Source organism: Corynebacterium sp. KPL1986, from assembly GCF_000477975.1.
GTDB lineage: Bacteria > Actinomycetota > Actinomycetes > Mycobacteriales > Mycobacteriaceae > Corynebacterium > Corynebacterium accolens.
In genome coordinates this window covers 1,460,393-1,487,310 of sequence record NZ_KI515719.1, presented here as the reverse complement: position 1 = coordinate 1,487,310, position 26,918 = coordinate 1,460,393, and the positions used below count along the sequence as shown (strand labels likewise).

Here is a 26,918-nt window from a genome sequence, read left to right as displayed (position 1 = left end):
AAAAATATGGCATTCTAGTGCTCATGATTGAAGTACAAGGACTGACTAAGGATTACGGGTCTGTCCGCGCCGTTGAGGATCTCACCTTCCAAGTAAAGCCCGGTGTGGTCACCGGCTTCTTGGGTCCCAATGGTGCCGGCAAATCCACCACCATGCGGATGATCGTGGGCTTGGACGAGCCCACGGCCGGTGAGGTCCGCGTCAACGGCAAGCACTACCACGATCTCGCGCACCCGCTGCGCGAGGTGGGCGCGCTTTTGGACGCGAAGGCGGTGCACCCCAACCGCACGGCCGCGAATCACCTGAAGTGGATGGCGGCGGCCAATGGCATTCCCGCCTCTCGCGTGGATGAGGTGCTGGGGCTGGTGGGGCTTTCCGATGTCGCCGGGAAGAAAGCCGGCGGCTTTTCCCTCGGCATGGGCCAGCGCTTGGGCCTTGCGGGCGCCCTATTGGGCGATCCGGGAATCCTCATCCTGGATGAGCCGGTCAACGGCCTAGATCCAGAAGGCATCCGTTGGGTGCGCCAGCTCGTGCGCGCGCTGGCCGCAGAAGGCCGCACCATTTTGATTTCCTCCCACCTCTTGTCCGAGATGGCCCAGACGGCTGACCACCTCGTGGTCATTGGCAAGGGGAAGATGGTTGCGGATAAGCCCACCCACGAGTTCGTCCGCGGCCACTCGCAGTCCTTGGTGTATGTGCGCTCTAACCACCTTCCGGAATTCGGGGAGGCCCTCAAGAAGGAGGGCGTTTCCTTTACCGAATCCAAGGACGAGGAGGGCCGCCCGCGGCTCGAGGTCATCAACCAGACCACCGAGTTCGTGGGCGAGCTTGCCTATTCCACTGGGGTGCCGCTGCACGAGCTCACCCTGAAAAGCGCGTCGCTGGAGGATGCCTTCATGGATCTCACTGGTGATGCCGTGCAGTACCACGCCGGCACGCCTGGCGCGCAGCCAGGCCAGCCTGGCCAGTCCGGTGGGTTCGCCCGCCCCAACGAGCAGGAGGTTTAATCCGCCATGTTGAATATCTTGAAATCCGAGTGGATTAAGCTGCGTACCACCCGCTCCTTCTGGTGGACCACCGCACTATTCCTCCTGTTTTCGTGGGGCTGGGCCGGCACCAGCGCCGCGTTGATGGAGCCGCTCGAGCCGGAGGCCATTGACATGGGCTTCCAACTTATTGAGCCCGAGTTTACCGTCGTATTCCTGGTGACCTTGGGCCTGCCTGTGCTGATGATTCAGGCCATCATGCTGGTGACCACGGAATATCGCTTCGGCACCCAAGCGATTACCTTCATGGCCTCCCCGCGGCGCGGGAGCGTGGCCGTGGCCAAGCTGGTCTTATACGCGGTCATTGCGGCCGTCCTGGCCTTCATCGGCGTGGTAGGCGCGTACCTGTTCACGGATCTGCTTGCCGATAGCTCCATTTCCGCCACCTTCGACCCCTGGAACGATGAAGTCGGCCGCGAGCAGCTGTGGAAGTACCCGCTGGCCGCAGCCCTCGTGGTGGCCTTTGCCCAAGGCGTTGGCATGCTCATTCGCCAGACCGCGGGTTCTGTGGCGCTATGCCTCATTCTGTACCTGGGCGTGGACCAGATGGTCAGCATGATTCCCGTCGTCGGCGATAAGATCGGCAGCTACATGCCCTTTACCGCCTTCCAGAATTGGCTGTTCAATACCCCAGTGGATAACGCGCTGTGGACGGAGGCCGCAGGCAGCGGCGTCGTATTCTTCATCTGGGCCGTGGTGCTGTGGGCCCTCGGCGTGCTGGTGCTGCACAAGCGCGATGCTTAATCGCTGCTCCCCAGGGTTAGTCCCTGGGGAGGGAGCAACGGATTCCTTGGGCAAGGCGGTTTTAGGGGCGGGGAAGGATTCGGGGTTGGGAGGGGCATCGGCAAGCAGAGCTTATTGCAGGGCCGAGGTCAGCCGCATGACGTTATCGATATAACGGCGCACGAACCCGCGCTGGTTCCACTCCTCGAGGGTGAGCTCGTGGCAGACCGCGCGGTAATTGGCGGCGAGCTGGTTGAACTGGGCGAGGAGATCGCCCTTGGCCACGAGCATGGTGGTCTCATAGTTGAGGCCGAAGGACCGCGGATCCATATTGGACGAGCCGAACATGCACAGCGGATTGAACTCCTGGTCATCCGGATCCGTGATGATGAACTTGGAGTGCAAAACGTAAGGGTAGGGGAATTGGTAGATATGCACCCCCGCCTCAAGCAGCGCCTGGTAATACGAGGACTGGGCGTGGTTGACCATGAATTGGTCCGCGGTATCGGAGACATAAAGCTCCACATCCACCCCGCGGTAGCAGGCGGTGGTCACGGCCTCTAAGAGGGATTCGTCTGGCACGAAATACGGCGAGCACAGCACCAGGCGCTGCTTGGCGTGGTGTACCAGGGAATTAAACATGCGCAGGTTGGGCTCGGTGGTATAGCCGGGGCCGGATGGGATCATTTGCAGGTAGTTGGCGTCGACGGTTTGGGCATCGTCATAGGGCAGCTCATCTAGGGGGAGGTTCTCGCCGGATTCGGTATACCAATCCACCGCGAAGACCGCGGTCATGGCGGTGACGATGGGGCCAGATAGCTCCACCATGTAATCAATCCAAAAGCGGTCAGTGGTTTTATATTGGCGCTTAATCAGGTTGATGGAACCGATAAAGCCGACCTCGCCATCGATAATGACGAGCTTGCGGTGGTTGCGCAGATCCGGGCGGCGGAAGCGGCCCTTGTGCAGCTGGATGGGCAGCATGAGGCGCCAATCCACGCCGATTTCTGTTAGTTTGTCCCCCAACGAGGAATAGCCCTTGTACTTAAAACTGCCAATCTGATCCAGCAGCAGGCGGACCTTGACGCCGCGGGCGGTGGCGCGGGCGAGGGCCTGGAAAAACACATCCGTGACCTCGTCCCAGGATTGGATATAGACCTCGATGGAGACGTACTTTTCGGCGCGGTCCACGGCCGCGGCGATGGCGCGAATGCATTCATCGTAATCCGCATGCAGGCCCAGGTTGTGGCCAATGAGCGCTGGAAAGCCGGTCAGCTCGCGGTTGAGCTTGATGACGGATTCCACCTCGGCTGACAGGATGCCCTTGGGGTGGTCCGGGGTGCGGGCGGAAATATCCTCGAGGCGCTCATTGGCCTCTTGCTGGATGCGGTGGCGGCGCCGGTTGATATACGGCGAGCCCATGAGCAAAAACAGCGGCAGGCCGATGACGGGCAGCACCAGAATAGCCAGCAACCACGCCGTGGAATTGGAGGGCCTGCGGCCTTCTGGCACGAAGCCGACGGCGATGATCTTGATGGAATAATCAACGATGAGGAAGGCCAGCTGCCAGAAGCTGAGATCGAGCGACCAGGTCATTTAACGCACGGAATCGAAATCGGGCAGATCGAAATCTGCATGAAGCGGGCAGTGATCGGAGGTCTTTTCGCCGGCGCGCTCCTCCATGTCTACGCGGGCGCCGGTGACGTGCTTGGCCAAAGGCGGTGAGGCCAGCTGGAAATCGATGCGCATGCCCTCGTTCTTGTGAAAGCGCATCCCCTTGTAATCAAAGTAGGTATAGCGCTGGTCTTCGGTAAACCGGCGCGTGACCTCTTCCAGGCCGGCCTCCTCAAGCATCTGGAAGGCGGCGCGCTCGGGTTCGGTAACGTGCGTTTTGCCGCGGAAGGCCTCGATATCCCAGACGTCTTCATCGCGCGGGGCGATATTGAAATCGCCGGTTAATAGCAGCTTGGATTGGGCGCGGCCGGCGGCGTGGCGGGCGAGCTGGTAGAGAAAATCCAGCTTGTAGTCATAGTGACGGTCCGTGATCTCGCGGCCGTTGGGGATATACAGCGACCAGATTTCTACCCCGCGGATGCGCGCACCAAGCGCCCGGGCCTCGCGGTCCTGGGGCTTTTCTGGGTCCTTGGCAAAGCCGGGCTGGTGGGGGAATCCGGTAAAGACTTCTTCCGGTTCCTCCTTGGAAATGATGGCCACGCCATTCCACTGGTTCAGGCCATGGCAGGTGACGTGGTAGCCGGCGTCCTCGAAGGCCTCGCGGGGGAATTTATCGTCCTTGACCTTCGTCTCTTGTAAGCACAGCACGTCGATGTCGTGCGTGTGGAGAAGGTCCAGCGCCCGCTGGGCGCGGGTGCGAACGGAGTTGATATTCCACGTGGTGATGCGCATGGATAATACAGTACCGCGCGGGTATTGGCGCGGACTAGTCCAGGCAGTGGCCGGCGGGCTAGCCTAGCGGGGGCTAGTCGCGCAGCCGGGCGTAGATCTGGCGGTGCTGCTCGATGAAGCCTAGCTTTTCGTACAGGCGAATGCCGGCGGTATTAGAAGCCAGGACATCGAGGTAGGCGTGCTTCGCGCCCTGCTCGCGCCCCCAGCGCAGCATGTGCTGGCCCAAAAGCGCTCCTAAGCCCTGGCGGCGGTGCGCGGGCGATACCTTCACGGCGGAGTATCCCAGCCAGGCGGTACCGTCGCCGGATTCGGTGATGGTGCCGCGGGTGATGGCGACGGTCTCGCCGTCAATAACGAGCCGCCCGAAGCCCATCGTGCCCTCGATGCGGGCGCGCAGGTATTCCAGGGCCTGGGCGGGTAGCGCCTGGCCGCGGAAGTGGTACATCTGCAGCCACGCTTCATCGGGTTGGTCATCGATGCGAAACTCCGCGCCGCTGGGGTGGGACCCCGGGGCCTCGGTGGATAGAGCCTCGAGATCGCGCAGGACCATGACGAGGATTTCGGGTTCGGTGTGCCAGGTGGCATCGGCAAGCAGGCGCTCTGCAGGCTTGCCAATGCGTTCCGGGATGAGAAGGCGCACCGGGAGATCGTGGCGGCGGTAGAACTCCGTGATTTCCGCGAGCGGCACCGGGTTGAAGCCCGCGGAGGGCCCGAGTGGGACGGCGGAATTGGACCGGCCCGTTACGCCATCGCCGGCGCGCATGAGCCAGGAACCGTCCGCGGTCCACGTGTGCTCCTTGCCGGGAAAGGCCTGGGCGGTGGCGTATTCGACGGCGCGGATATCGGAATTGCGCACCATGCGCGGCGAAAGGCGCTTGATAATCTTCAGCTGCTCGGGCGCGATCTCCACGGCCTCGAGGTCAGAGGGGTATCCGCCGACCAGTTGCGGGCGGATGACCAGCGGCTCGAGGCTGAGGACATGGCCGATGACATCGCTATGCACCCCGCCGAAATCGCGCCGGGCCACGACGCGATCGCCTACCTGCACGTCATCGGAGCGAAAGATGCGGGACATAATTAATCGTCGTGCCCGAAGGGGTCTTCGTCCTCGCCCGGCATCCAGGAGTAGCCCGGCTCGGTCCAGCCATTGCGCTTAATGGCCTTCTTAGCCTGGCGCTTGTAGCGGCCGATGAGGGTATCGGTGTACACGTAGCCATCGAGGTGGCCGGTTTCGTGCTGCAAGCAGCGGGCGAAAAAGCCGTAGCCCTCCACGGTGATATCGTTGCCGTGCTCGTCCTTGCCGGTCACGCGCGCCCAGTCGGCGCGGCCGGTGGGAAAGCCCTCCCCCGGCACGGAGAGGCAGCCTTCGTCATCGGAGCCGTCATCGGCAGGCATGGTCTCTGGAATCTCGGAGGTCTCCAGCACCGGGTTGATAACACACCCCTTGCGCATGCCGGCCTTATCCGCAGGCAGCTCGGTGCCATCCGGGCCTTCGGTATCGGGGCAGTGGTACACGAAGAGCCGCTTGCCTATGCCCACCTGGTTCGCAGCCAAGCCCACGCCGTGGGCGACCTCCATGGTCTCGTACATGTCCGCGATGAGCTGTTGCATCTCGGGGCTGGAAATCTCGGATTCTTCCACCGGCGTGGTGGGCTGATGAAGCACTGGCTCGCCGTGGATAACGATGGGACGAATAGTCATGTTCTACAGTTTAAGCATGAACCCCTTGTCTGACCTAGACGCCGCCATTTTGGACTTTGAGGAAACCGCCCCGCGCAGCATTGGCCGCAAGGAAGAGGCCATTCGCGCGCAGCTGGACATCTCGCCGGTGCGCTATCACCAACGCCTCAACCTGCTTCTCGATGTCCCCGCCGCCGCCGAATCCCATCCCCTCTTGGTGGCCCGGCTAAAGCGCCTGCGGGAGGAGCGCGAAAATACGCGGCGCGCCGCGCGGGGAAATACCCCACCGCGTTAGAACCTGCTACTAGTGTTACTGAAGTGACTAAAGAGAATCCGGATAATCTATACGATCAGCAATTCGACGACGCCGCCGGCGATGACGCCGCGGCCGATTATGGCGATGCTTATTATGACGACGCCTACGACGGCGCTTATGACGCCGCTTATGACGATGGGGTAGGCGGCGAGGACGCTGCTGCGGGTGCCGGAGCAGGGGCCGGGGCCGGGGCCGCCGCGGCCAGAACCGGCGGTGGTGGGGGAGGAGCCCACGCCAAGAAGGGCGGTTTACCACTGCGCGGGCTCGCCATGGTGCTTATCGCCGTGGCCGTGATGCTTGGCCTGTGGGGCCTTTATGCCATGACCTCGGAGGACGATGATTCGACTGTCGCTTCCGATTCCGAGCAGTCGAAGTCGGACGGCTCCGCCAATGGCGGCCAAGAAGGCAACGGCGCCGGTGGTGCGGCTCCGGATGGCTCGCGCGGTGATGGTTCCCGTGCCGATGGCGCCCGCGACGGGGCCAATAACCAGCCGCCTCGCGAGGGCGATAACGTGCACCCGAACGGCGGCGCCGAGGGCGAGGCTAACCGCGATGCTGGCCGCGAGGCCGGTGCACGCGGTGAAGGTAACGATCGCGCCGGGGATGAAGCCCGGGCCGGCGGCAACGATGCGCCCTCCGCTGCGCGCGACCGCAATGACATTAAGGTGAGCGTTCTTAATAACTCCGGCGAATCCGATAAGGCTAAGAACGAAGCCGATGTGTTGAAGGACGGCGGCTTCAAGGTGGGCTATGTGGGCAACCTGCCAGGCGATGTCCTGACCGTGCCCAAGACCACCGTCTTCTACCCTGAGGGCGATGCCTCCGCGGAGTCGCTGGCTAAGGAAGTTGCCGCGCGCTACCAGGCAGAAGTAAAGCCCATGAATAAGGACCTGCCCAAGGAAGCCACCGAGGACGGTGCCGTCGTGGTCGCCCTCGCCGTCCCCCAGGCCTAAATAAAATTCATGGAATATTACCGCCTACCCGTTAAGCTGGACAGGTGAAGATTCCGGCAGAAGTATTCGCCCGTTCCCCCGAGCCCACGCTCGGGGTGGAATGGGAAGTCGCGCTCGTGGACCGCGACTCGCGCGATCTCGTCCCGCGCGGGGCTGAGCTGATCGATCTCGCCACTGCCGCCCACCCCGATATTCATGTGGAAAAGGAATTCCTGCAGAATACGGTGGAACTAGTCACGGGCATTTGCTCCACGGTGCCAGAAGCCATCGCGGAGCTAGAAACCTCGCTAGCCGCCGTGGAAGAAGCCGCGGATCAGCTCGGTATTGATGTGTGGGCCTCTGGCGGGCACCCGTTTACGGATTTCCGGGAAAACCCGCTGTCAGATAAACCCAGCTATCAAGAGATCATCGCCCGCACCCAGTACTGGGGAAAGCAGATGCTGCTGTGGGGCACCCATGTTCACGTGGGTATCAGCCACGAGGATCGCGTCTGGCCCATCATCAATGCGCTGATGACAAAGTACCCCCACCTCTTGGCTATCTCTGCCTGCTCGCCGGGGTGGGAAGGCTTGGATACGGGCTACGCCTCCAATCGCACGATGCTCTATCAACAGCTGCCCACCGCCGGCATGCCCTACCAATTTTTCACGTGGGGCGAGTGGCAGTCCTATATGCGGGATCAGGCCATCTCCGGGGTCATTAACCACACCGGCTCGATGCACTTTGATATTCGCCCAGCCTCGAAGTGGGGCACCGTCGAGGTCCGCGTGTCCGATGCGACCTCGAACCTGCGGGAGCTCTCCGCCGTCGTCGCGCTCACGCACTGCTTGGTCGTGCACTATGACCGCATGATCGACGCGGGCGAGGAGTTGCCCGTCTTGCAGCCGTGGCACGTGGCGGAAAACAAATGGCGCGGGGCGCGCTACGGCATGGATGCCCTCGTTATTACCTCGCGCGACACCGACGAGGCTTGGGTCAAAGATGAACTGGCCCAGATGGTAGAAGAGCTCACTCCCTTAGCCCGTGAGCTAGGCTGCGCGGAAGAGCTGGCCCTAGTGCACGAGATTATTGACGGCGGCGCCGGATACGAACGCCAACGCCGCCTCTTTCAAGAAACCGGCAGCTGGCGCGATGTCGTCGAAGAAACCTGCCGGGAGCTGCACACCTTCCGGCCGGTGCGCTAATCAGCTAACTACTAATCAGCGAACCGATGGCCAGCGCTAAGCGTGCGCGCTCAGTGACCGCACGCCTAGTGCCACACAGCAGGTAGCTATCCGCGACGTGTGCGCTGCCTAGCCGTTGTCTCGAGCGTGGCGGCCGCCGTAGGACGGGGGAGCCGGGATATCGGTATAGCCCTCGGTGGAAGGAAACTCGCGGGTCTCGGGGTTAAATACCGGGAACTCTGCGGTTTCATCGGGGGCAGAAGCACCCTGCGAGGTAGCGCCAGACTCAGGTGCGCCAGACGCAGGTGCACCAGCTGCGGGTACACCGGAAGCCTGGGTGCGCTGCGCCTGGGAGTGCTGCGGCTGACCCTGCTGCAGCGGGGCATGGTGCTGCGGTTGGGCAGCGGGCTGTGCCGCGTGCTGGCCGGCGTGGGGCTCGTCCTCGCTGGGCTGGGTGCCGGGGATGAATCCCCAGAGGGCATAAAAGGCGATGTAGAGGATGCCGGAGCCGGTGAAAAAGAGCATGGCCCACGGCTGGAAATCCCAGTGGTTGAGCGAGCGGTTGGCGGCTTCGAGCCAGAAGGCTGCGGAGACATAGGGCAGGAGCACGATGCACATGGCCGCGAAGGAGACCAGCGCTGCAACTTGCGCGCCGATGACACCGCGCAGGCGCTTGCCCAGTGCCTGGTTGACGGAGATGAGGACCACGATGGCCAGCGGGAAGACCCAGACCCAGTGGTGGTACCAGGAAAAGGGCGAGACCAAGCACGCGCTAATGCCGGCCAAGGCCATGGCGGCGGAGTTGTTCTTGTGCTTCATCGCGGTGCGCAGTGCCAGGCAGGTCAGGACGAAGACGACCGCGACGGCGGCGAGCCACATCCAGCCGCCGTCGATGCCCCACGCGCGCACCATGAGCGAGCGGATGGACTGCGCGCCCGGGTTGGTGTGTTCACCCACGCGGGAGGAATTGAAGATGGCATCGGTCCAGAACACCTCGGCGTCCGGGATGGTGACGAAACCAATCGCCACGGTCACCGCGAAGGTAAGGACGCTGATGACCGCCTGCCACCAGCGTTTTTGGAATAGGAGCACCAACCCCATGAAGGCCGGGGTGAGCTTCAAACCGGCAGCGAGGCCGATGCCAACGCCGGGCAGCGCCCACTTCTTAGGAATGAGGTCGAGGGCGACCAGGAACATCAAAAAGACGTTGATCTGGCCGTAGAACAAGGTGCCGTACATCGGCTCCACAGCCGGGGCGCAGAGCACCAGCAGGATGGCGACGACCCAGGTCAGCGGCGATAGTTTGAGGCCGCGCTCGTGGAAGACCATGAGGATGACGGCCAATAAGGCAAGGATGGTGCCGCCTTGCCAGAGGATGATAAGGGGGTCATCGGCAAGCGAGGAAATCCACTTGAATAGCGTGCCGGCAAAGGGAGGGTAGGTAAAAGGTAGGTTGCCAATGTAGGCGTTGTCGTAGAGGTTGGCGCCCTCGGCCACCTCGCCGCCGGCGAGCCAGTAAATCTTCAAATCCAGCGGCACGCGCCAGATGAAGGCATTGGGACCGTCGTATTTGCTATAGCGGGAGATGCTGAAGATGAAGAAGGCAACCAAAAGGGTAGCCAGAGTAGGCAGTCCGTATAGCTTTTTCACGGTTAAAGGTGCCTCCTATTTGCGGCGCAGCGAACGGCCGGCGGGGCGGTCATTGCGCGACATCGATTCCTCGGAACCGTACAGGCCTTCACGGCGTGCGATACGTGAGGTGCGCTGCGCGGTCACCGGGCTGGTAAACATCGCAAACAGTACCAGCAAAATAAGCATACCCAAATCACCACGCTCGGCCATACTGAATGATTCTGCCCCGGTGATGCGGATGAACGCACCCATGATGGTGAGGATGAGCCCGGTGGTCTGCGGCTTGCTCACGGCATGCACGCGGGACATCGTGTCCTTAAAGCGCGCCAGGCCAATGGCGGCGGCGAGGATGAGCAGGCTGCCGCTGATGACGAGGATGAGCGAGAGGATATCGGCGATTAAAGACCAACTCATTGGTTATCCCTCTTCCTAAACCTGGTGACGGACACGGTGGAGATGAAGCCGAGCAGCGCGATGACCAGCATGGCTGAGACCACGGAGGTATCTAACGACCAGCACATATAGGTCGCCAGCGCGCATTGGAACATGGCGGTAAAACCGTCCATTCCCACCAGCCGGTCGAGGGAGTTGGGCCCGGTGATAATGCGCCAGACGGTAATTAATACGGAGACCCACAGCAGGAATGCGGGAACCAGCAGGATGGCGTGATAGATCTGCGGATCCATTATGGGTGGCTCCTTTCAAAGATCTCGATCATGGAAGATTCTAGGCGGGATACGGCATCGATTTCGCGCTGGATCTGCGCCTCATCCCGGGCATCCAGGATGTGGATGGTGATCATGCGATTGGCGATGTCAATATCCGTCACCGTTCCACCCGGCTGCAGGTTATATAGCGTCACGGCAAGGGAGAGGATGAACTCATTTTCTAGGCGCATCGGCAATTCCAGGATGGCGGTCTTGGGCAGCGGCTGCGGCCTTGAGGCGAGCCAGCCCACCTTGAGGGAGGCGTAAAACAGCTCCCAGAACCAGCGGAGCATGTAGCGGAAGAATTTGCCCCACGCGACCTCGACGCCGGCAATGGGCATCGCCGGCAGCGGCAGGGCAAAGACGATGACCAGGGCGACGAGGAGGCCGCCGACCACATTGCCTACCGTGATTTCGCCCATGAGCATGCACCACATGACCGTGATCCAGACGGTAAACCACGGCCGGAAACGGTAGCGCACACCGGCAAAGCGGCTCTTAGTCATCGCGGGCCTCCTTCTTTACTGGCGTAGGGCTTTCCGATGCCCCCGATTTCCCCGGCGCATCCTTGCTTGACGTCTCCGAGCTCCGCGTGCCCGAGCTCGACGATTCTGCGCTCGGGGTCTCCGCACTCGACGTCTCCGGCGCGGCGGATTTCGGATCGTGAGCCGGGCCGGGGTCCGGCAACAGGTGGCTGCGCTCCTTGTAGGAGTCCGCGCCGCCTTCGTAGCGCTCCTTCTGGTCAAGGTGCCGGGTGGGGTTATCGGCGTTTTCGCCCAATACGGCGTACTGATAAATGGAGGTATCCTGCGCGGATTCGGCCGCGCGGGAGGTAATCCCGGAAATCGGGCCGGCCAGGAAGGTGATCGAGGTCGAGGCGATGACCAGTAGTGCGGTGGCGCCCAGCATGCCGAATGGCACCCGGCCGACGTCCTGGCGGGAGGAGAACTCGACCTCATCGGTGATATCGGAAAGCGGGGCGGGGCGGGCCAGGGCGACGTTGCCCTCGGGAGCATCGGCGCGGTCGCGCTGGAAGCCCTTGGCCCAGACCAGCATCATGACATACAGGGTGAGCAGCGAGGTCACCAGCGCGCCGCCGATGAGAACCCACGCCAGCCAGGAGCCTTCATTGGCACCTGCCTGAATGAGGATGATCTTGCCCAAGAAACCAGAGAACGGCGGCACGCCGCCCAGGTTGATGGCCGGGATGAAATACAGCACGGCGATGAGAGGGGCGGAATACATCAGCGAGCCCAGGCGCCGCAGCGAAGACGTACCGGCTTGGCGCTCGATGAGGCCGACGACCAAGAAGAGCGCGGTCTGCACCAGAATGTGGTGGATGGCGTAGAAAATGGCGCCGGATAGCCCCTGGGCGGTGCCCAAGGAGACGCCGAAAATCATATAACCGATGTGGCTGACCAGGGTAAAGGACAGCAGACGCTTAATATCGGTCTGCGCGATGGCACCCAGGATGCCCACCAGCATGGTGGCCAGCGCCACCCACATCAGCACGGTATCGAGGCCACCATTGGTAAAGATGGACGTGCGCGCGCGGATGATCGCGTATACACCGACCTTGGTGAGCAGGCCGGCGAACACGGCCGTCACCAGCGAGGGCGCGGTGGGGTAGGAGTCCGGCAGCCAGGCGGCCAGCGGCACCACCGCGGCCTTAATGCCAAAGGCCACGAGCAAGGTGGCGAAGATGGCTGTGCGGGTGCCCTCCGGGATGTCCTGCATGCGCTGGCCAATCTGCGCCATGTTCATGGTGCCGACGGAGGCATAGACATATGCCAGCGCCAGCAGGAAGATCATGGATGAGGCCATCGAGACCATCACATAACCCACGCCGGCGCGCACGCGGCCTGCCGATGCCCCCAAGGTCAACAGCACGTACGAGGCGACGAGGAAGACCTCAAAGCCGACGTACAGGTTAAACAAGTCGCCGGCCAAGAACGAGATATTCACACCCATGGTCAGCAACATGTAGGTGGGCAAGAAGACCGCGACCGGTTCATCCTTGGTGCCATCGCGCACACCCTGGGAAATGGCGTACCAAATGACGGAGAACAGCACCACAGACGAGGTAAAGAGGATCATCGTGGAGAGCCGGTCCGCCACCAAGGTGATGCCCACCGGCGCATCCCAGCCGCCTATTTGCAGCGTCTGTATGCCATGGAAATCCACTATTATGATCAGGCTCGCGTTCACCGCAGCCGTAATCAGCAGGGAGAAAAAGGCGATCTGGCGCTGCACATTAGGCATGCGGGCAAAAAGCAGCGAGAGCGCCGCGGCCACGGCCGGGATGATAACCGGCAGCGGGATGAGGGCGCCGACATACGGGTACATCGCCTCGGCCGCCTGGTGGAATGGCTCAGTCATCTTCGGCTCCCTTCACTGGCTCCTCGAAGGATTCGGGGCCGAAATTATCGCCTTCCTTGGTGGCCCGCCCGGTGGCGGGGTCATTGGAGGCATCATGGTCTGCGCTCGCCGCGGCATTACCGGGCTTGGAGGCCTTGGCGGCAATCGCGGTGTCTTCGGCGTCATCTTCAATGACGTCGGCGGTGCGGTAGCGGTACTGGCGGTAGGCCAAGGTGAGGATGAAAGCCGTCAGCGCCATGGAAATGACGATGGCGGTAAGAATCATCGCTTGGGTAAGAGGGTCCGCAATATCGCTGCCATAAGGCTGGGCCTCGCGGCCATCGATGGGCGGTGAGCCCGCCGGGCCACCGGCCTGCAGCATGAAGAGGTTGGCGCCATTGCCCAGCAAGAGCAACCCGAGCAGCATCTTGGTCATGGCGCGGTCGAGCAAGAGGTAGATGCCCGCAGAAACCATTACTCCGGCGGCGAGCAGGAGGAAGAGGTTGGCTTGCATTTATTTCTCCTTTCCTGCGTTGTCCCCGGAGTCTGGGCCGGAGGGACTCGTTGCGGCCGGTACCTTTTCTTGTTTCTTTTCTTGTTTTTGTGACCGTTGGGCCTTCTGCTTGGTGCTGCGCTCCCGGTTCTTCCGCGCAAGGGAGCGGGCGCGGTCGCGGGCGCGCTGCTTACGCATCTCTTCTTCCTCATCCAGCTTGGCGCCGAGCGAGCTGAGCACGTAGAGCGTGAGCCCCACGACGATGAGGTAGACGCCAAGGTCAAAGACCAGCGCCGAAGGCAGCGAGACCGCGCCGATAAGCGGGATCTCGGGCGAGGTATATCCGCTGGTAAGCGGCGGATGGCCAAAGAACATCGGCACCACCACCGCCAAGGCGGAGAAGGAGAGACCTGCGCCCATGGTGCGCCCGGCATCGATAGGCAGGGCCTCATCGAGCTCCGCGCGGCCACCGGCCAAGTAGCGCAGGATGAGCGCGAGCGCGGCCACGAGGCCACCGGCGAAGCCGCCGCCTGGCGCATTGTGCCCGGCGAAGAAGAAGTAGAACGACAGCGCCATCATGGAAGGGAAGAGCACGCGGGTGGAGACGTCGATCATCAGCGAGCGGTTGAGCGCCTGCTCCGATTCCGCGCCCGCGGCCAGCCAGCGCCGGCCCGTGACCTGCAGGGTTGGCCGGCGGCTGTCCCTAGAGAAGGATTGGGTGCGATAAATCAGGGAGGCCACGCCGAGCGCGGCGATGATGATCACCGTGATCTCGCCAAAGGTATCCCAGGCGCGCAGGTCCACCAGCAAGACGTTGACGGCATTGGCACCGTGACCAATCTCCTTGGCCAGCTCCGGCATGTACTGCGAGATGGGCTCGGCAGAGCGCGCGTTGATGGCGAACATCGCCACGATGGTGACGGTCAGGCCGGTGCCGACGGAGAGCCACGCGCGCAGGCGGCCCATCTTCGGGTCCTGCTTCCACTCGGTAGATGCCGGGATGCGGCGCAGCACCAGCATGAATAGCACCATGATGATGGTTTCCGTCAGCAGCTGGGTCAGCGCCAAGTCCGGGGCGCCGTGGATGGCAAAGACGAAGGACAGGGAATAACCGGTAATGCCGACGATGATGACGGCAGACAAACGGTTATCGGTCACCGTGGCGGCGATGGCGGCCACCATCATGATGATGGCGGCGACAATCTGCCAGGGATTTTCTGCAACCACCATGCGGATATCCGTGAGATCACCGGTAATCAGCATGGTCAGCGGCAGCACCATGAGGGTGGCGAAGATGACGGTCAGGTTGAGCTGCAACGAACCGCGCTGGGTCACGGCCGTGGTGCGCAGGGAGAGCTTGCGCAGGGTGGAAATGACCTTGTCGTAGACGGCGTCGGCATCGCCAAGCGCGGGGTGCGCAAACTGCCATTGCTCCAGCACCTGGCGGCGCCAGTGGACGATGATGCCGGCCACGATGATGATGGCGGAGACACCCAAGGTCACCGACCACCCGTGCCAGAGGGCCAGGCCGTGGTGCTCGCCTGCCCCGAAGGTGGAATCGAGGTGCTGATCGATGGCCGCCGAGAGCGCCTGCGGCGCAAGGCCGAGCGCGATGGTCAGCGCGGTGAGCACTGCCGGGGCGAGCCACAGGCCCACGTTGACCTTGTGCATCGTGGCTACGGCCTTAGAGACGCCGTCCTTATCGTCAGGGAGATTCTTGGAGGCAAAGGCACCCCACAAAAAGCGCAGGGCATAGGCCATGGTGAGGATGGAACCTGCCACATAGGCCACCAGGATCATATTGCGCGGCATGCCAATGAGTAGTTCTTCGTGCATGGTGGATTCCAGCACGGCCTCCTTGGATACGAAGCCAAAGAGCGGGGGAACACCCGCCATGGACAGGGCGGAGATTACCGCGATGCCGTAGAGGAAGGGCTGCCTGCGCCCAAGGCCAGATAGCTTCGTAATATCGCGCGTGCCGGAGCAGTGATCGATGGCACCTACCACCATGAACAGTGCGGCCTTAAAGAGCGAGTGGGCAAAGGTCAGCGCCAGGCCCGCCTGCATGGCCTCCCGGGAGCCAACCGCCACGATGGAGGTAATAAAGCCCAGCTGGGAGACCGTGCCATAGGCCAAAATGAGCTTGAGGTCCTTTTGCTTCAGCGCCATCCAGCCGCCGAGCAGCATGGTAAACACGCCCAAGGAAATGACCACGAGGTGCCAGGTGGCTACCTCGTACATATCCGGTGCCAGGCGCGCGACCAGGTAGATTCCGGCCTTAACCATGGCCGCGGAGTGCAGGTACGCCGAGACCGGCGTTGGCGCTGCCATAGCACCCGGCAGCCAGAAGTGCGCCGGCACGATGGCGGATTTGGTCAGCGCGCCGACCAGGATGAGCACGATGGCGACGGTGACGTATGGCGTTTGGGGGAAGTGATCGTAGGCGTGGATTTCACTAAACGTCCACGCCCCGGTCTGCCGGCCGAGCAGGCAGATGCCCATCAGCATGGACAGGCCACCCAAGACGGTGACCATCAGGGCTTGCTGCGCGGCGCGGCGCGAAGAGGCGCGCTCGGCATAGTAGCTGACCAACAGGTACGACAAGAGGGAGGTGATCTCCCAGAAGACGTACATGAGTAGCAGGCTATCGGAGGCCACAAGCCCAAACATGGCGGTGGCAAAGCCCACCATTTGGCCGGCGAACATGGCAAGGCGGCGGCGCGTGGAATCGAAATAGCCCCAGCAATACAGCAGGACCAGAGCGCCCATGCCTAAGATGATGAGGCTAAAGAGCCCGCCTAGGGCATCCATGCGCAGATCCACGGCGAGGTGCGCGGCCGGCATCCACTCGATGGTGTAATTCAGCGTGCCGCCGTCACGGAAAGTGCCCCGGGCAAAATGCGCGAGGGTCCACACGAAACCGACACCGGGAACTATTGCCAATAAACCAAAGGCTGGGCGGCCCACATTCATAATGAGCAGCGGTGCAACCACGGTGGCAACGATGAGGGCACCCAGAAGTATTAGCACGTTGGAATCTGCGCTCCTTAGGTTGTGTCAAGTTCTCAGACCCTCGGTGCCGTGGTGCGTGGGGCATATGCGCCGGGAGCATATACACGCCAAGACAGTTCGCACTCGGCCGAGTGCGAACTGTCCCACTTGTGCAAGTAGCGTGGCCGGAAACGGGGTCAACTCGTCAAAAGTTTACCGGTTTTTCCACAACTTCGAAAGATTACTTTTCGTGCACAGTATTATATGCCGCCGTTGCGCGCTTTTTAAGCGTAGCGCTGCAAGAAAAGAGCCTCTGCGGCGGCGACGTGCTCGATCTCGGTGGGATCGACGGACTCATTGGCGGAGTGGATGGTGCACTTGGGCTCTTCCACGCCGTAGAGGGCGATTTCCGCGTTGGGGTGTGCCTCCTGCAGCTCGGTGGTTAGCGGGATGGAACCGCCCATGCCCTGTGCCGCGGTGTCCTTGCCGTAGGCCTCGGAGAGGCACTGTCCCAATAGTGCCACGGCGGGCTTTTCCGGGTCGGTAGAGAAACCGGCATTGGCCTCCACGACCTCAGCCTTGACGTGCGCGCCCCACGGGGCGTGGTTCTTCACGTGCTCGCAGACGGCCTCGCCGATGGCGCGGGCATCGGTGCCTGCTGGAACGCGCAGATTCAGCTTGGCCGCCGCGGTAGCGGGAACGGCGTTGACGGCCTCAGCCACCGGGGTAGAGGTAAAGCCGGTTACGGAAATGGCCGGGCGGGACCACACCATATCCGCCACCGGGGTAGCGCCCTCTGGGTCCTTGGACCCCATGATCTCGGTGCCCTCGAGCAGCTGCGCATCGCCGCGGAAGGCCTCGGCCGGGTATTCCTGGCCCTGCCAGTGGGCGCTGGTATCCACGCCATCGATGGTGGTGCGGCCGTACTCATCCGTGAGCGAATCCAGCGTGCGCATCAGCGCCTTCACCGCATCCGGGGCCGCGCCGCCGAATTGGCCGGAGTGCACAGGTGCGGCCAGGGTATTGACCTCAACCTCAATCTGCGCACCGCCGCGCAGGGAGGTGGTCAAGGTGGGTTGGCCCACGGCGGCATTGCCGGCATCCGCGATCAGGATGGCATCGGCAGCGAAAAGCTCTGGGCGGTCCTTGATGAGCTGGGACAGGCCTTCGCCGCCGCGCTCTTCAGAGCCTTCGATGAGGTACTTCAGGTTCACCTTGGTGCCGCCATTGGCCTCCAGTGCACGCAGGGCCGCCAGGTGCATGGCCACATTGCCCTTGCAGTCCGCCGCGCCGCGGCCGTACCAGCGGGTGGTGCCCTCGGCATCGGCGCGCTCGGTCAGGGTGAAGGGATCGGACTCCCACGCCGTGCGGTCTCCGGCGGGCACGACATCGTAGTGCGAGTACAACAGGACGGTCTTGGCGCCCTCCTCACCCTTGCGCTCGCCCAGAATGGCGGTGGAACCATCCGCAGTGGTGATGGTTTCTACCGTTGCCCCGGCCTCTTCCAGCGCGGCCTTTACCCACTGGCTAGCACCCTGGGCCTGGTCTTCCAAGCCTGGCTCATTGTGGACGGAATTGAATGCCACGAGCTCGCTGAGCTGGCGGAAGATGGTGTTGCGGTCACTGCGTACGCTGTCAATGATATTTGTCATGCACCCTACGGTACCCTGCCGTGCGCGGGCCATAAAGTAAGCCATAAATTAAATGGAATAGGTACACGGGGCGGCGGTGGCCTAGAATTTTCCCCATCTTCCCGCCAGGTACCTTCCGGTGGCCGACGCGAAGATGGTTGAGATTAAAAACAGTGAAGCAATACTAGAAAGGACCTGGCATGGCGTCTACGCAAGCTCCCGCCGCCGGTTCGCAGGCCAGTCTGCCCGAGTTGACCCTGCGCGGAGTCATCATCGGTGGCCTGATTACCCTCATTTTTACCGCCGCCAACGTCTACCTGGGCCTGAAGGTGGGCCTGACGTTTGCCACCTCTATTCCCGCCGCCGTGATTTCTATGGCGGTGCTGCGTCGGTTTACCGGGCACAACATCAAAGAAAACAACATCGTGCAGACCATTGCCTCGGCCGCAGGCACGTTGTCCGCCATCATCTTCGTCCTGCCCGGCCTGGTCATGGTGGGCTATTGGCAGGGCTTCGGATTTTTCAAAACCGCAGGGGTCTGCATCATCGGCGGAGTGCTGGGCGTGATGTATTCCATCCCGCTGCGCCGCGCGCTGGTCACCGGCTCCGATCTCCCTTATCCGGAAGGCGTTGCCGCCGCGGAGGTCCTCCGGGTCGGCGATGAGACTGGCGATGGCGCCAGTCACGGGGAGAATGCCAAGGGCTTGCGCGTTATCGTCGTCGGCGGCTTGGTCTCCGCCGCGATGGCACTATTGACCTCGATGAAGGCCGCGGCCGCTGAGGTTTCTACCTATTTCAAGCTCGGCTCCGGTGCCACCACGCTGGGCGCGAGCCTGTCCACCGCTCTCATTGGCGTCGGCCACCTGGTGGGCCTGCCGGTGGGTATTGCGATGCTGGTCGGCGTGGTCATCTCCTACTTCGTCTTGCTGCCCATCCGCACCACGGGTGATGTGGGGCCTGCTGCCGCGCTTGCCGATGTCGTCGATACCACCTTCGCCGATGACATCCGCTTCATCGGCGTGGGCACCATGGCCATTGCCGCCATCTGGACGCTCATCAAGATCGCCGGGCCGATTACCGTGGGCATCCGCCAGTCCTTGGCCTCATCGCGGACCCGCAAATCCGGCGGCACGGTCGATGTCACCGAGCGCGATATTCCCTTCCCTTATGTGGTAACCACCATCGTGGTGCTGATGGTTCCCATCGCGCTCTTGCTCTGGGACTTCGTGCAGGGTACCGATATCCATGACCACATGGTGGTGCTCATTACCGTCTCCGTACTCTTTACCCTGCTTGTCGGCCTGATCATCGCCTCCGTCTGTGGTTACATGGCCGGCTTGATTGGTGCGTCTAATTCGCCCATTTCTTCCATCGGTGTCATCGCTGTGCTTACCGCCTCGCTGGTTATCGCGGCCGTAACCCGCGGCACCAGCGCAGAGCCGCTCTCCCTGGTGGCCTATACGCTATTTACCGCCGCCATTGTCTTTGGCATCGCCACCATCTCCAATGACAACCTGCAGGATTTAAAGACCGGCCAGCTGGTTGGCGCTACCCCGTGGAAACAGCAGGTGGCGCTGATCATAGGCGTGGTCTTCGGCTCCCTAGTCATCCCGCCCATTTTGCAGCTCATGCTCACCGGCTTCGGCTTCCAGGGCATGGAAGGTGCCGGCGAGGATGCCCTTGCCGCCCCACAGGCCGCCCTGATGTCCTCGGTGGCCTCCGGCATTTTTGAAAACTCGCTGAACTGGAGCCTTATCTTTACCGGCATGGGAATTGGCGCCGTCCTCATTATCGTGGACGAGTGCCTGCACAAGTTCACCTCCAAGGGCTCGTTGTCTCCGCTGGCCGCCGGCATGGGCATGTACCTACCCGCAGCACTAACCATCGTCATTCCCATCGGCGCTATCTTGGGTACCTTCTATAACAAGTGGGCCGCACGGCAATCCCGCCCGGAGTTTGCCAAGCGCATGGGCACGCTGTTGGCCACCGGCCTCATCGTGGGCGAGTCCCTCTTCGGTGTGGTCAACGCCGCCATCATCGCCGCTTCCGGCGGGGATAGCCCGCTGGAGGTCTTTTCCGGCGGTACTTCCGCGACGGTGCTCGGCATCGTGCTATTTATCGCCGCGCTCAGCTTCATCTACCGCTGGACCGCGCGCAAGGTGCAAGCCCCTGAGCAGACCGAGACCCCTGACAAGGCCCGAGCGGACAATCGCTAGTCCCGTTTACGCGTGGCCCTCATCGGGTCACTCCTTATATATACGGATATGTACGCATGCATCTGGTGCCTCTGCGGGAGGTGCCAGATCGCTAGAGGCAAGCGCGTTGCACCTTGCAGTCGGGGTAGGAGAGTGCCAGAATAGTCGTTAGCACTCGCACAGAATGAGTGCTAGATAAATCTCCATCGTTGTGGTTGAGGTTGGTCCACACTCACCAGCCATGCCGTCGCGGGCGTCCGCAGCGAGAAAGACGTGAGTGTCGTCCTCAATAAATCCAAGGAGCACAAACACTATGGCAAAGATTATCGCTTTTGATGAAGAGGCCCGCCGCGGCCTTGAGCGCGGCCTGAATACTCTGGCTGACGCAGTCAAGGTCACCCTCGGCCCCAAGGGCCGCAACGTCGTCCTGGAAAAGTCCTGGGGCGCACCGACCATTACTAATGACGGCGTTTCCATCGCTCGCGAAATCGAACTCGAGGATGCTTACGAGAAGATCGGCGCCGAGCTGGTCAAGGAAGTTGCCAAGAAGACCGATGACGTCGCCGGCGACGGCACCACCACCGCAACCGTTTTGGCACAGGCACTCGTCCGCGAGGGCTTGCGCAACGTAGCCGCTGGTTCCAACCCCATGGGCATCAAGCGCGGCATCGAGACCGCAACCAAGAAGGTTGTGGACTCCCTGCTGTCTTCCGCTAAGGAAGTAGAAACCCAGGAGCAGATCGCTACCACCGCTGGCATTTCCGCTGCGGACCCAGCAATCGGTGAGAAGATCGCCGAGGCTATGTACACCGTGGGCAACGGTTCCGTAAACAAGGACTCCGTTATCACCGTGGAAGAGTCCAATACCTTCGGCGTAGACCTCGAGGTTACCGAGGGCATGCGTTTTGATAAGGGCTACATCTCCGGCTACTTCGCCACCGATATGGAGCGCCAGGAGGCAGTCCTGGAGGATCCGTACATCCTGCTGGTTTCCTCCAAGATCTCCAATATCAAGGACCTCGTCCCGCTGCTGGAGAAGGTCATGCAGTCCGGCAAGCCGCTGCTGATCATTGCTGAGGATGTTGAGGGCGAAGCCCTGTCCACCCTCGTGGTCAACAAGATCCGCGGCACCTTCAAGTCCGTTGCTGTGAAGGCTCCGGGCTTCGGTGACCGGCGCAAGGCTACCCTGCAGGACATGGCCATCCTGACCGGCGGCCAGGTCATCTCCGAAGAGGTCGGCCTCTCCCTTGAGACCGCCGAGCTCGAGTACCTGGGCCAGGCACGCAAGGTCGTTGTGACCAAGGATGAGACCACCATCGTCCAGGGCGCTGGCACCCAGGAGCAGATCGATGGCCGCATCAAGCAGATCCGCGCCGAGATCGAGAACTCCGATTCCGATTACGACCGCGAGAAGCTGCAGGAGCGCCTGGCTAAGCTCTCCGGCGGCGTGGCCGTGCTCAAGGTCGGTGCCGCCACCGAGGTTGAGCTCAAGGAGCGCAAGCACCGCATCGAGGATGCCGTGCGTAACGCCAAGGCAGCCGTGGAAGAAGGCATCGTTGCCGGCGGTGGCGTTGCCCTGCTGCAGGCCGCTTCCGTTCTTGACTCCATCGAGGCCGAAGGCGATGAGGCAACCGGTGTAAAGATCGTCCGCGAGGCACTGTCTGCACCGCTGAAGCAGATCGCTCACAACGCTGGCCTCGAGCCTGGCGTCGTGGCCGACAAAGTCTCCGGCCTGCCCGCCGGCGAGGGCCTCAATGCCGCCACCGGTGAGTACGTCAACCTCATGGAATCCGGCATCAACGACCCGGTTAAGGTCACCCGCTCCGCACTGCAGAACGCTGCATCCATTGCTGCACTGTTCCTGACCACCGAGGCCGTTGTGGCTGATAAGCCAGAGCCTGCCGGCTCCAATAACGCTATGCCTGACGCTGACGCTATGGGCGGCATGGGCTTCTAGGCTAAGAGCCTAGAAAGCCTGCCGTATAGCCCTTATATACGCCTCTCAGGCGATATAAGAGGTATACGTGTCAAGGCCTTAGCGGAGGCACGGTAAGTGTCAATGCGCCCCTTCAATGTGCATATACCGCACAATGGTGGGGCGCTTCGGCGTGTCTAAGGCATTCTGTGCGCTTGTCGTGTTACTGCAACGATGAAATTTCGTTGAATCGCGGCATAAACGACGAAAATGCTAGTCATTGGCGTCTTTCTTGAGTCATGACAGCTTCTTCATGGAGCGCCGAAAACTAGGTGACTGAGGCTAAATAAGTGTCCCCTTACCTGATAACATCAGCCACATACGTCACAATACCCCCCCGATGTGGGTACTGGAGCGGGCGATAGGCGCAAGAAAATTTTGGCTGCGTCTACAGACATTAGAGAGTTATGTATATCGGTATTTGCACCCTCGGGTGTTACAGTGTTCACCCGAAATTAACTAAATCGCGGTGCGGGAATACTAAAACCGCAGCTCACAGCTTTGTCTGGACGTCATAAATTCCATCGCGTATCTATATAAAAAACAGGACCATTTCAGTGCAAGTCGAAAAAGGCGAAAATTTTCCGCGAAGTGGACTTGCTTTCAATCGAAGTTGTGCCAAAATATCTCTTGTGACGCCCACTGAGGGTGTCTGCAAACTGCAAACCCCTCCGGGGCAGAAAGCTTCGGACATACTTTAGGAGTTCAATTATGGATCTCTCCACCATCCAGATGCACCTGGACAACTTCGTTACCACTTGGACCCAGTGGCACAACATTGTCGAGGCTGTTCACTCCCTCGTCACCACTGGTAAGGAGAGCTTCGGTGCGGTAAGCTCCAACTTCCCGCTCTTCGCTGGTTCCAGCCACCAGAACGTATACGAATTCTAATTTAATTCTTTTTAAGGAGACACAATGCAAGAGCAACTTTCTTCCTTTGCTTCTAACCTCTACACCTTCGGTGAGGCTATCTACAAGGCGTTCGAACCGTTCTTGAACATCGCTGACGCTGCTTCCAAGCTGCTCGGCATGTTCCAGTAAGAACAGCCTTCTAAAGTGAGCTTATAAAGCTCCTGAAGTAGAATGACCTGTCCCGTTTGGGGCAGGTCATTTTTCGTTTTCTGTTTTATATACCTGTATGCAGGGGCGGCGTTGCCTTTTGGCGCGCTAGAAGCCATCGAACGGGTTACACTAAGTGCATGGCTGATATTAAAGACGACGAACTCCCTGAGATTGACCTTGCAAAGACGGACGGCTTTGTCGTCGATGGAGCGGATGAAGACGATCCGTCGCTGATCATGCCGGATGGTTCTCCCGTGGAGACGTGGCGTGAGAATTATCCTTATGACGAGCGCATGACGCGTGATGAATACGACACTATTAAGCGCTCGTTGCAGATTGAGCTTTTGAAATGGCAGAACTGGACTAAGGAAACCGGTCAGCGCCATATCATCCTATTTGAGGGCCGTGATGCTGCCGGCAAGGGTGGCACTATCAAGCGCTTTAATGAGCACCTGAACCCCCGTGGTGCGCGCACCGTGGCTTTGGAGAAGCCGTCACCGCGCGAATCCACGTCGTGGTACTTCCAGCGCTATATCGAGCATTTTCCCGCCGCAGGAGAGATCGTATTCTTTGACCGCTCCTGGTACAACCGTTCCGGCGTGGAACGGGTCATGGGCTTTTGTACAGAGTCCCAGCACGCAGAGTTCCTGCGTGAGGTCCCCATGCTAGAAAATATGCTCTTAGGATCGGGTATCTCGCTGACCAAGCTGTGGTTCTCGGTTACTAGGAAGGAACAGCGCACGCGCTTTGCCATCCGCCAGATTGACCCAGTGCGCCAGTGGAAGCTTTCGCCAATGGACCTGGCTTCCCTGGATAAGTGGGATGACTACACGCGCGCGAAGGAAGAGCAGTTCCGCTATACGGATACGGAAGAATCGCCGTGGATTACCATCAAGTCCAATGACAAGAAGCGTGCACGCGTCAACGCGATGCGCTATGTGCTCTCGAAGTTCGAGTACACCAACAAGGATCATGAGTTGGTAGGGGAGCCGGACTCGAACATTGTTAAGCGTGGGCGCGACCAGATTGGTGATTAGTAGCTTTAAGTCTTAGCGCCTTTTGTAGCGGGAAGAACGTAATAATCGGTCTTCCCGCTTTGCTGTGTCTGTGGTTTTTACGGCTGAATCGTAGCTGTGGCGAGGACCTGACTTATACGGATATTTATTAGGGAATCTGTAGCTATAAATAAAAACTTTTTGAGTTACGTTCCCCGGGAAACTACTATTAGGGTGACCTAAGAGTCATCTTGCCCGTATGCGTGGTATAACCCACATCTAAGGAGTATGTACATGATAAGGAAGAAACTGTGCGTCTTGGCTACCGCTACCGCTGTATCCATGGCACCGATTGCAGTATCGGGAACGCTTACTGCTACCGCATTTGCCGGTGGCGGCGAACCAGCCGCTGAGGCAGCAGCCGATAAGACCGACGTGCTTGGCCGCTCGACGGTGTCTGATAAACAGATCGCCGATGAAGACGGCTATTTTGATAGCCACGATGGCGAAGGCGTGAAGATTTACTACCGCAAACAGTTGGTAGAAAAGCCGCGCGGCAATGTCGTGTTGGCACACGGTGTCTCTGAACACTCTGGTCGCTATGACTACGTGGCTAAGCGCCTGCTGGATGCTGGATACAATGTCTACCGCCTGGACCACCGTGGACACGGCAAGTCTGCGTCCGGCAGTACGCCGCTGGGACATATTGATAACTTCCAGTACATCCTCAATGACTTCGACCGCGTCGTCGATATAGCCAAGGGCGAGCACCCCGATGTAAAGACCTTCCTGTTGGGCCACTCCATGGGCTCGCTGACCGTGCAGGCGTATGGCATCCGTGAGCCTGGCAAGGTCGATGGCATCATCACCAACGGTGGCGGTGCGCCGTTGAACCTGTCCGGCAAGAAGGCAACCGGACAGACCATCACGCCAGAAGAGATTTCTGAGGTGCAAAAGCAGCTCGACCCCACCCTGTTCGAGCGCTTGCCGCTGGCGGATATCACCAGCTTTAACGCCAACTACGCGCAGAACCTGATCCCGCACCGGACCCACATTGGTGCGCAGTCGCCGGAGCTTTCCAAGAAGGTTATGCTGTCGAACCCCTTCACGGAGGGCATTTCTACCAGCCAGGCCGTCAAGGACGAGTACGCTACCAGCCCGCTCATCGCGCAAAAGACCAGCGCCGGTACCGCGCTGCAGCTGGGTGCTATTGCTACCTTTGATGCCGTCAATGCGGACCTGTTCACCGCGCCGACCCTTATCATGCACGGCACCAAGGACGGCATTGTTCCGCCGTACTTCTCCCAAGACTGGTACAATTCCATTTCCTCTGATGATGTGGAATACATCAACTGGGAGGGCCAGAAGCACGAGGTATTTAACGAGCCAGCCGCTGATCAGGCCCTCGATACCGTTGTGGACTGGCTGGACCGCCATGTATAGAAGCTAGGGTGGGCCGGGCTACAAGCGGTTGCTTAAGCTGCTTGGCCCGGATAACCTTATTTTCGTATTCCCCTCCTCGTGATGGTCAACCGTTCAGCGGCTTGGCTGAGGAGGGGTCTTTCAGTTAACAATGTGGCCTTGGGCTCCCCCTTGAACGAGCGAATAGGGTAAGTGGTAAATGCGTTGCCTACGTTGGAGAAGAGAATCATAAAAGCAGCAAACGCCTCCAACACTAAGTTGGAGGCATAATTTATGGCCGAGTAAATTATAGGATAGGATTTGATAATTTACCCAGCTAGTCTCTGGGCTAAAGCGTCTGCGTGTGATGCAACTTTTTTTATTGGAATCGCTTCAACTTCCAGTCGTTTCCAATCTTTTTTACATTCCTCGAAATATTCTCGCTCCCTGCCTTCATTTGGTGGATAATAGAGTGCGACAACAGGGACATCGGATCTAACCTCAATGGAATCTTCTTTTCCTAAAAGGCTTAGACGACCACCCCTTCTCCGTAACTCAGAAATACGATATGTCCAAGAGTCAGTCGCATTTTGCTTGTTGGCATCTGGAGTCGCGTTGAAGTTAAAAGCGGAACCAAGCTCATACACGTTGTCACTGTCGCTAACGACTATATCCATTTTCTTTTCGCGGCCAGAGGATTTGAGCCTAGCTTTAGCGTAGACTTTTTCCGCTAGCAATGGCTTCTTTCGATACTCGCATAGAGCTATCTCTTTAACTATGCTTTTCTTCTTTCGGGAACCTTCTATTCGCTGTGGCTCCAGTAGAAATCTCCACAAGAGATCCAACGCAGCTTCTAAAGATGAATCCTCAACATCGAAAGGACCCTCGACTAGTAGAGCGTTATTGAAGTTCCGGGAGGACCAGTTTAAATATGCACCTAAATCTAACCTTTCGGAGATTTCGAGTGTATTTGATTGGGCCTGAAGTGCGTCTATACTTCCTAGGAAAACATCCAAGAGGCTTTGTGCTGACTCTTGTCCTTGATGTTTCGGAATATTGAGAGTTTGATTAGTGACCTTTTTGTAGGCAAATTTTCCAGTGACTGGGTCATGAGCAACAACCGCGATTCCGTACACAGTTAAGCCTACAGGGTGTGGCCGAAATTGGACGGTCCAATACTTGATTTTCATT

At 60.2% G+C, this 26,918-nt stretch carries 24 protein-coding genes; 11 read left to right on the top strand and 13 right to left on the bottom strand.

What is annotated here, in order from left to right; all coding sequences use genetic code 11:
* Positions 1-23 precede the first annotated feature (23 nt).
* On the top strand, positions 24-1,007 hold the full coding sequence (locus HMPREF1287_RS06965) for an ABC transporter ATP-binding protein (protein ID WP_005279440.1): 984 nt from the start codon (positions 24-26) through the stop codon (positions 1,005-1,007).
* 6 nt (positions 1,008-1,013) lie between these two features.
* Positions 1,014-1,790 carry an ABC transporter permease gene (locus HMPREF1287_RS06960; RefSeq protein WP_023018020.1) on the top strand — a complete coding sequence of 259 codons (777 nt, stop codon included), beginning with the start codon at positions 1,014-1,016 and terminating at the stop codon, positions 1,788-1,790.
* Positions 1,791-1,901: 111 nt separating this feature from the next.
* Here HMPREF1287_RS06960 and HMPREF1287_RS06955 read toward each other — a convergent pair whose 3' ends face one another.
* The 4 genes from HMPREF1287_RS06955 to HMPREF1287_RS06940 all read right to left on the bottom strand — a co-directional run bounded on the left by HMPREF1287_RS06955 (position 1,902) and on the right by HMPREF1287_RS06940 (position 5,876).
* On the bottom strand, positions 1,902-3,365 hold the full coding sequence (locus tag HMPREF1287_RS06955; protein ID WP_023018019.1) for a phospholipase D-like domain-containing protein: 1,464 nt from the start codon (positions 3,363-3,365) through the stop codon (positions 1,902-1,904).
* Positions 3,366-4,175, bottom strand: coding sequence for an exodeoxyribonuclease III (locus HMPREF1287_RS06950; RefSeq protein WP_023018018.1), 810 nt, complete (start codon positions 4,173-4,175; stop codon positions 3,366-3,368).
* A gap of 73 nt (positions 4,176-4,248) precedes the next feature.
* Positions 4,249-5,250, bottom strand: a complete 1,002-nt coding sequence (locus HMPREF1287_RS06945; RefSeq protein WP_023018017.1) for a GNAT family N-acetyltransferase — start codon at positions 5,248-5,250, stop codon at positions 4,249-4,251.
* 2 nt (positions 5,251-5,252) lie between these two features.
* On the bottom strand, positions 5,253-5,876 hold the full coding sequence (locus tag HMPREF1287_RS06940) for a peptide deformylase (protein WP_005284937.1): 624 nt from the start codon (positions 5,874-5,876) through the stop codon (positions 5,253-5,255).
* Between HMPREF1287_RS06940 and HMPREF1287_RS06935 the strand changes: the two genes are divergently transcribed.
* Genes HMPREF1287_RS06935 through HMPREF1287_RS06925 form a run of 3 tightly spaced genes read left to right on the top strand, consistent with a single transcriptional unit; the run spans position 5,875 to position 8,308 of the window.
* The gene (locus HMPREF1287_RS06935) at positions 5,875-6,150 is read left to right on the top strand and encodes a DUF3263 domain-containing protein (protein WP_084519591.1); all 276 of its coding nucleotides are present in this window, start codon (positions 5,875-5,877) and stop codon (positions 6,148-6,150) included. The two genes, HMPREF1287_RS06940 and HMPREF1287_RS06935, sit on opposite strands and share 2 nt — an antisense overlap.
* 23 nt (positions 6,151-6,173) lie before the next feature.
* On the top strand, positions 6,174-7,124 hold the full coding sequence (locus HMPREF1287_RS06930; RefSeq protein WP_023018015.1) for a LytR C-terminal domain-containing protein: 951 nt from the start codon (positions 6,174-6,176) through the stop codon (positions 7,122-7,124).
* A 44-nt stretch (positions 7,125-7,168) separates the two neighbouring features.
* Positions 7,169-8,308, top strand: coding sequence for a glutamate--cysteine ligase (locus HMPREF1287_RS06925; RefSeq protein ID WP_023018014.1), 1,140 nt, complete (start codon positions 7,169-7,171; stop codon positions 8,306-8,308).
* A gap of 108 nt (positions 8,309-8,416) precedes the next feature.
* Here the strand turns inward: HMPREF1287_RS06925 and HMPREF1287_RS06920 are convergent, their stop codons facing one another.
* The 8 genes from HMPREF1287_RS06920 to HMPREF1287_RS06885 form a co-directional block, all read right to left on the bottom strand.
* The gene (locus HMPREF1287_RS06920; protein ID WP_023018013.1) at positions 8,417-9,937 is read right to left on the bottom strand and encodes a glycosyltransferase 87 family protein; all 1,521 of its coding nucleotides are present in this window, start codon (positions 9,935-9,937) and stop codon (positions 8,417-8,419) included.
* Positions 9,938-9,952: 15 nt separating this feature from the next.
* Positions 9,953-10,333, bottom strand: a complete 381-nt coding sequence (locus tag HMPREF1287_RS06915; protein ID WP_005279458.1) for a monovalent cation/H(+) antiporter subunit G — start codon at positions 10,331-10,333, stop codon at positions 9,953-9,955.
* Complete coding sequence (locus tag HMPREF1287_RS06910) at positions 10,330-10,605, bottom strand: monovalent cation/H+ antiporter complex subunit F (RefSeq protein WP_023018012.1); 276 nt, start codon at positions 10,603-10,605, stop codon at positions 10,330-10,332. The genes HMPREF1287_RS06915 and HMPREF1287_RS06910 overlap by 4 nt, the downstream gene beginning before the upstream one ends.
* Positions 10,605-11,132 carry a Na+/H+ antiporter subunit E gene (locus HMPREF1287_RS06905; protein ID WP_005279462.1) on the bottom strand — a complete coding sequence of 176 codons (528 nt, stop codon included), beginning with the start codon at positions 11,130-11,132 and terminating at the stop codon, positions 10,605-10,607. The genes HMPREF1287_RS06910 and HMPREF1287_RS06905 overlap by 1 nt, the downstream gene beginning before the upstream one ends.
* Positions 11,125-13,005, bottom strand: coding sequence for a Na+/H+ antiporter subunit D (locus tag HMPREF1287_RS06900; RefSeq protein WP_023018011.1), 1,881 nt, complete (start codon positions 13,003-13,005; stop codon positions 11,125-11,127). Before HMPREF1287_RS06900 ends, HMPREF1287_RS06905 begins: the two co-directional genes overlap by 8 nt.
* Positions 12,998-13,498 (bottom strand): Na(+)/H(+) antiporter subunit C, encoded by a 501-nt coding sequence (locus HMPREF1287_RS06895; RefSeq protein WP_005279466.1) that lies wholly within the window; start codon positions 13,496-13,498, stop codon positions 12,998-13,000. The genes HMPREF1287_RS06900 and HMPREF1287_RS06895 overlap by 8 nt, the downstream gene beginning before the upstream one ends.
* Positions 13,499-16,507, bottom strand: coding sequence for a Na+/H+ antiporter subunit A (locus HMPREF1287_RS06890; protein WP_023018010.1), 3,009 nt, complete (start codon positions 16,505-16,507; stop codon positions 13,499-13,501).
* A gap of 245 nt (positions 16,508-16,752) precedes the next feature.
* Positions 16,753-18,120 carry a dipeptidase gene (locus HMPREF1287_RS06885; protein WP_023018009.1) on the bottom strand — a complete coding sequence of 456 codons (1,368 nt, stop codon included), beginning with the start codon at positions 18,118-18,120 and terminating at the stop codon, positions 16,753-16,755.
* Positions 18,121-18,299: 179 nt separating this feature from the next.
* Between HMPREF1287_RS06885 and HMPREF1287_RS06880 the strand changes: the two genes are divergently transcribed.
* From HMPREF1287_RS06880 to HMPREF1287_RS06860, 6 genes are all read left to right on the top strand, one after another.
* Positions 18,300-20,315, top strand: a complete 2,016-nt coding sequence (locus tag HMPREF1287_RS06880) for an OPT family oligopeptide transporter (protein WP_023018008.1) — start codon at positions 18,300-18,302, stop codon at positions 20,313-20,315.
* Positions 20,316-20,607: 292 nt separating this feature from the next.
* Complete coding sequence (groL, locus tag HMPREF1287_RS06875) at positions 20,608-22,251, top strand: chaperonin GroEL (protein ID WP_005279471.1); 1,644 nt, start codon at positions 20,608-20,610, stop codon at positions 22,249-22,251.
* 729 nt (positions 22,252-22,980) lie between these two features.
* A complete protein-coding gene (locus HMPREF1287_RS06870; protein ID WP_005279472.1) occupies positions 22,981-23,160 on the top strand; it encodes a hypothetical protein in 180 nt (59 codons plus the stop codon).
* Between the two features lie 24 nt (positions 23,161-23,184).
* Entirely contained in the window at positions 23,185-23,310 is a 126-nt protein-coding gene (locus tag HMPREF1287_RS12785) for a hypothetical protein (protein ID WP_005279473.1), read from the top strand.
* Between the two features lie 158 nt (positions 23,311-23,468).
* Complete coding sequence (ppk2, locus tag HMPREF1287_RS06865; protein ID WP_023018007.1) at positions 23,469-24,368, top strand: polyphosphate kinase 2; 900 nt, start codon at positions 23,469-23,471, stop codon at positions 24,366-24,368.
* A gap of 252 nt (positions 24,369-24,620) precedes the next feature.
* Positions 24,621-25,769, top strand: coding sequence for an alpha/beta hydrolase (locus HMPREF1287_RS06860; RefSeq protein ID WP_023018006.1), 1,149 nt, complete (start codon positions 24,621-24,623; stop codon positions 25,767-25,769).
* Between the two features lie 287 nt (positions 25,770-26,056).
* Here the strand turns inward: HMPREF1287_RS06860 and HMPREF1287_RS06855 are convergent, their stop codons facing one another.
* A complete protein-coding gene (locus tag HMPREF1287_RS06855; RefSeq protein WP_023018004.1) occupies positions 26,057-26,917 on the bottom strand; it encodes a hypothetical protein in 861 nt (286 codons plus the stop codon).
* Between the last annotated feature and the right edge of the window lies 1 nt (position 26,918).